6 protein-coding genes are annotated in these 3,889 nt (G+C 59.1%); 3 read left to right on the forward strand and 3 right to left on the reverse strand.

From position 1 onward, the window contains the following. Nucleotides 1–1,181: MobA/MobL family protein (locus NCR37_RS28175; protein ID WP_250476099.1), on the forward strand; the 1,181-nt coding region annotated here is incomplete at its 5' end. Nucleotides 1,182–1,262: 81 nt separating this feature from the next. Beyond that, nucleotides 1,263–1,526 carry a hypothetical protein gene (locus tag NCR37_RS28180; RefSeq protein WP_250476100.1) on the forward strand — a complete coding sequence of 88 codons (264 nt, stop codon included), beginning with the start codon at nucleotides 1,263–1,265 and terminating at the stop codon, nucleotides 1,524–1,526. Between the two features lie 34 nt (nucleotides 1,527–1,560). On the opposite strand, the gene NCR37_RS28185 is transcribed toward NCR37_RS28180, so the two are convergent. The 3 genes from NCR37_RS28185 to NCR37_RS28195 all read right to left on the reverse strand — a co-directional run bounded on the left by NCR37_RS28185 (nucleotide 1,561) and on the right by NCR37_RS28195 (nucleotide 3,557). Beyond that, a complete protein-coding gene (locus tag NCR37_RS28185) occupies nucleotides 1,561–1,944 on the reverse strand; it encodes a hypothetical protein (protein WP_250476101.1) in 384 nt (127 codons plus the stop codon). Further along, entirely contained in the window at nucleotides 1,941–2,450 is a 510-nt protein-coding gene (locus NCR37_RS28190) for a replication/maintenance protein RepL (RefSeq protein WP_250476102.1), read from the reverse strand. The genes NCR37_RS28185 and NCR37_RS28190 overlap by 4 nt, the downstream gene beginning before the upstream one ends. A 762-nt stretch (nucleotides 2,451–3,212) precedes the next feature. Then, entirely contained in the window at nucleotides 3,213–3,557 is a 345-nt protein-coding gene (locus tag NCR37_RS28195; RefSeq protein ID WP_250476103.1) for a mobilization protein, read from the reverse strand. Nucleotides 3,558–3,751: 194 nt separating this feature from the next. Between NCR37_RS28195 and NCR37_RS28665 the strand changes: the two genes are divergently transcribed. Beyond that, nucleotides 3,752–3,889 (forward strand): MobA/MobL family protein (locus NCR37_RS28665; protein WP_250476104.1); only part of this gene is annotated, 138 nt, incomplete at its 3' end.

Below are 3,889 nucleotides of genomic sequence, written 5' to 3' on the forward strand. Positions count from 1 at the left end.
CCGCCGCCGCTTATCGCGCTGCCGAAAAAATTGTCGATGAGCGCACTGGCGAAATCCACGACTACACTCGCAAGCGCGGCGTGATCGACTCGGAGCTTTTTCTCCCTGGCGAACAAGCGCACGCACGAGGCGCGTTCTGGTCGTCGATCGAGCAGCATCACAAACGCGGTGATGCAGTGGTCGCGCGCGAGTTCACCCTTGCTCTCCCTCACGAGTTGAATCCCAACGACCAGTGCGAACTGGCCTTTGCCTATGGGCGGGAGCTATCCGAACGCTACGGCGTGGCCGTCGATGTGGCGGTGCATCGCGCCGACAAGGGCGGCGACAAGCGGAACGTACATGCTCACGTTCTGATGAGCGGGTGCCACGTGGACCGCGATGGCACGCTCGGCAAGAAAGCCGTTGAGCTGGACCCGATCCACTGCCAGAAGCACCGCATCGAGAACTTCGCAGAGCGCGAAAGGCCGCGCTGGGCGACGCTCGCCAACGAGTGGCTGGCCGAGCGGAGCATCGAGGCGCGTCTTGACCACCGAACGCTCGCAGCGCAAGGCATTGATCGCATACCGACCGAGCACCTTGGCCCAACGGCGACGGCGATCCTGCGGCGCGGCGGCGCAAGCACCAAACAGCGGCGGTTGCAGGAGGAAGCGCAACGGCGCATCGAGGCCGCGGCTGAGATGCGGGTTCAAGCCCACGCAGCCGCGCTCGAGGTGCGCCAGGCCGAGGCTGCGCTGGTCGATACGCAGACCAGTCTGCAAGCTGCGCTGGCCGAGCGGGCGGCCCGGCGTACCGTGCCTGACCCGGCTGAGCAACTGGCTCGGTTCAGGGCCGCGAAGGCGCCGGCGGAGCCGGTACTGAGTGCGGAAGAACGTAGGGAAAAGAGTCGTCAGGATTTGACGGACGCACTGGCCAGCATGCCGGACGGCGGTTACCGGCTGTTTGCCTCGCCCACGAACATTGAACACGGCCGTTATTCGGGCACGCTGCTCCTGAGCACAGATCTGCATATCGCTCAGGACTTTGGTCGGCGCGAGGCTGTCATTCACGAGCGAACACGGCTCGACGGCGATCTCAAGGTCGGTCAGAAGGTGACGATCCAATACAGCGACGGACGAGCCACGGTCACGCCCAAGCGCGATCAGAGCATCGACCGCACGCGGGCGGGGCCGCGCCTACGCTAAGGTCAGGACAGATTTCATCTTCGGCAGTGTCGATAGGGAATGTGAATTGCCCTCTCGATTGGCTCTACTCTTTGACTATCAATGCTGACCGTGGCTTATGAACACCAGTACCACTTGCTCAGCGCCATTGCCCCGCTGAGGGCAGAGATTCAAAATCGTCTCCTAAATGAACGCGAGACGTCTGCTGCGCTCCTTGCATTGGTCCGCCAAACCGAAGCTACTTTGCTGCTAGACAACCGGTTGAAACAGGATCTGCTCATCGTCGAGTCCCTTATCGTCCTCAAACGCTGGCAAATGGCATTGGATCGCCTTCAAGAGGCGATCATGGGCACTTATATGCGCTGATTCCAGACTTTTGGCCACGCCGAAACAGGGGCGCTCACGTTTTAGACCACCACCAGCGCCGTTTAGGAGCTGGCGCATGCTCTAAAAGTCGCAGGGACTGTCGCAGGTCGGCCAAATTAGCGTCCTTCGCCTCAATTTGCGCTTTTAACAACGCATTCTCCGCCTGTAACAGCGCTAAAGTGGCTGCGACTTCGGGTGGGACAGTGGGTGAGACAGACTGCGACTCTGTCGCATGCGACAGCGCAGGAGCGGGGTGGGACAGTTCCCCGAAAACCCTCACCAGCTCTGAAGTATCGATTCCTTTCCCGCCTGCGACATGCTGCGACATGGAGATGCGCCCATCTGCGACATAGCGCTGGATCGTCTTACGGCTCTTACCCGTCAAACGAGCAGCCTCAGAAATCGACACAACGGTCATGGCAGATTCATTTCCTGTTGGTCGGGGGGATCGATCGGCTCGTTGCCGATTAAGACACGCTCGGCTCCCTCAAGCACCGGTACCTGCTTAAGTTGGGTTTTCTCGTCCAGATCGATTCCAGTTTGTTCGCCTTCAAACGCGATCACGTCAGCTGTGAAGTGGGCGAAACGCTCCCCCCGCTTTCCTTGCCACGCAACACGAGTGTTGACGCGATAAACACATAGATTTCCGACTTTTACGACCTCGATAAATTTATGGTCCGACAGCAACTTAATCGCCCCGCTAACGGCTTGCCGCCCAATCCCGACCTTCTGAGCAATTACTGCTTGGGAAACGGCTAGAGCATTGTTCCGGCCCATGTTGTTCATGAGATAGAGCAGCGTACCCATAGCGGATGGATGCTTGATAGCAAGGCGCTGGAGTTCTTGGCCTACCTTCTTTTCAACCTGCAGCCACCCGAAAAATGACGGCGCTGAGTCTTCGGTGGCGACGACGGCTTTGGACATGAGAAGTTCGTTTTAAAGCGACAGGTTTAGTTTATAACTTGACCGATGTAGACGACAGGTTTATTAGCAAATGCGACTTTAGTGTCGTCTGGGGGCGACACGCCTGTCGCCTACAGGCGACAGGTCGAAATCGCGCAAACCCTTTCTGTATAAGGCTCGCAGCGATTTTCATCGGAAGAGGCTCTTATTGTTAACTATGGGTGTGGTTTAGCTTCAGGCCCCCAGAGGGGGCATGAACGCCGCCTCCGGCGGCTTGACGGCCCCCGAAGGGGTCGACATGCGCTCGTGGCGCACCGGTCTAAGCGCTAAAGCGCTAAGACACGGATAAATCGCGCCAGGCGGCCTCTGGCCGCCAGCCGCTCAACCGTGTGCCTGTGGGCACCGGGCGAAGCGTTCTAGCGGCTTATGCGGCCTCTTATGGCTTGCAGAAAGGAGGTTTTGAGGCACGTATGTGCAATTTGGGCGAGCGCAGCGAGTCACGCCGTAGGCTCCACGCCGCGAGGGGCCCTGTGGTCAGGCAGGGGGCAAGTCCGCAGGGACTTGTCCCCGCCTGTCCACGGGGACGCGGGTGTACCTAAGCATGCTCACTTAGGCATTTACGGCGAACCCAAATCAAAAAGAGACTCGCTTGTTGGCACAAACGAGTCGAAGCCACGTCCCCTGAGAGAGGGGTCCGAGAGGTCTGAGACCGGACGTGGAAATATGGTCCAGGCAATTGTCATACCGCCTCTTCGGTTATCGTTTCCAGGGCGATGGGGTGGCTCATGACTGCGCCTCCGGTTTGGGGGTGGCTTTCGGCTCAGCCAGCGGCGGCAGGCCGAATAGCGCCCGGTCCGCCTCCTTCTTGAGCCAATCCTCAAATCGTCGGCCGTTCTCGCCACTAAAGAGGAAACGTGCGGGATCGGCCTTGCGAGCAGCGAAAAACTCCATCACGAATGCGCCGAGGAGCACCTTGCGGCGCGTGTCTTTTGCGCGCTCCACTTTCGTTGCTGCAGCCCGTTTTCTGGCCTCAGCTAGTTGCTGGGCTGCTTTGGCCTTTTTGAGCCGTTCTTGAGCGGCTTTGACTGCGTCCTGCGCTTGTTGGACGCGCGTGGTCTGTTCTGGCATGCCTTACCCGTTTTTTGCTTTGATGTGAGGTCATCATAGAGTCGCAAACAAACGGCGTGTAAATCATCTGATCATTGTGTGACCTCTGGGGTACACTACCGCAGCCGACAGGCAAGGGGCACTTAGAGTAATCCCCTGCGGGGATTACGTGCGGTCAGGGCGAAGCCCCGACACCCCGAAAAAAAGAGAACGCGGTGGCGAGCTATCATTTTTCGGTTCAAGCGATTTCGCGCAAGGCGGGGCGGTCTTCGACCGCCGCCGCCGCTTATCGCGCTGCCGAAAAAATTGTCGATGAGCGCACTGGCGAAATCCACGACTACACTCGCAAGCGC

The organism is Caballeronia sp. GAFFF1 (assembly GCF_023630705.1).
Taxonomy (GTDB): domain Bacteria; phylum Pseudomonadota; class Gammaproteobacteria; order Burkholderiales; family Burkholderiaceae; genus Caballeronia.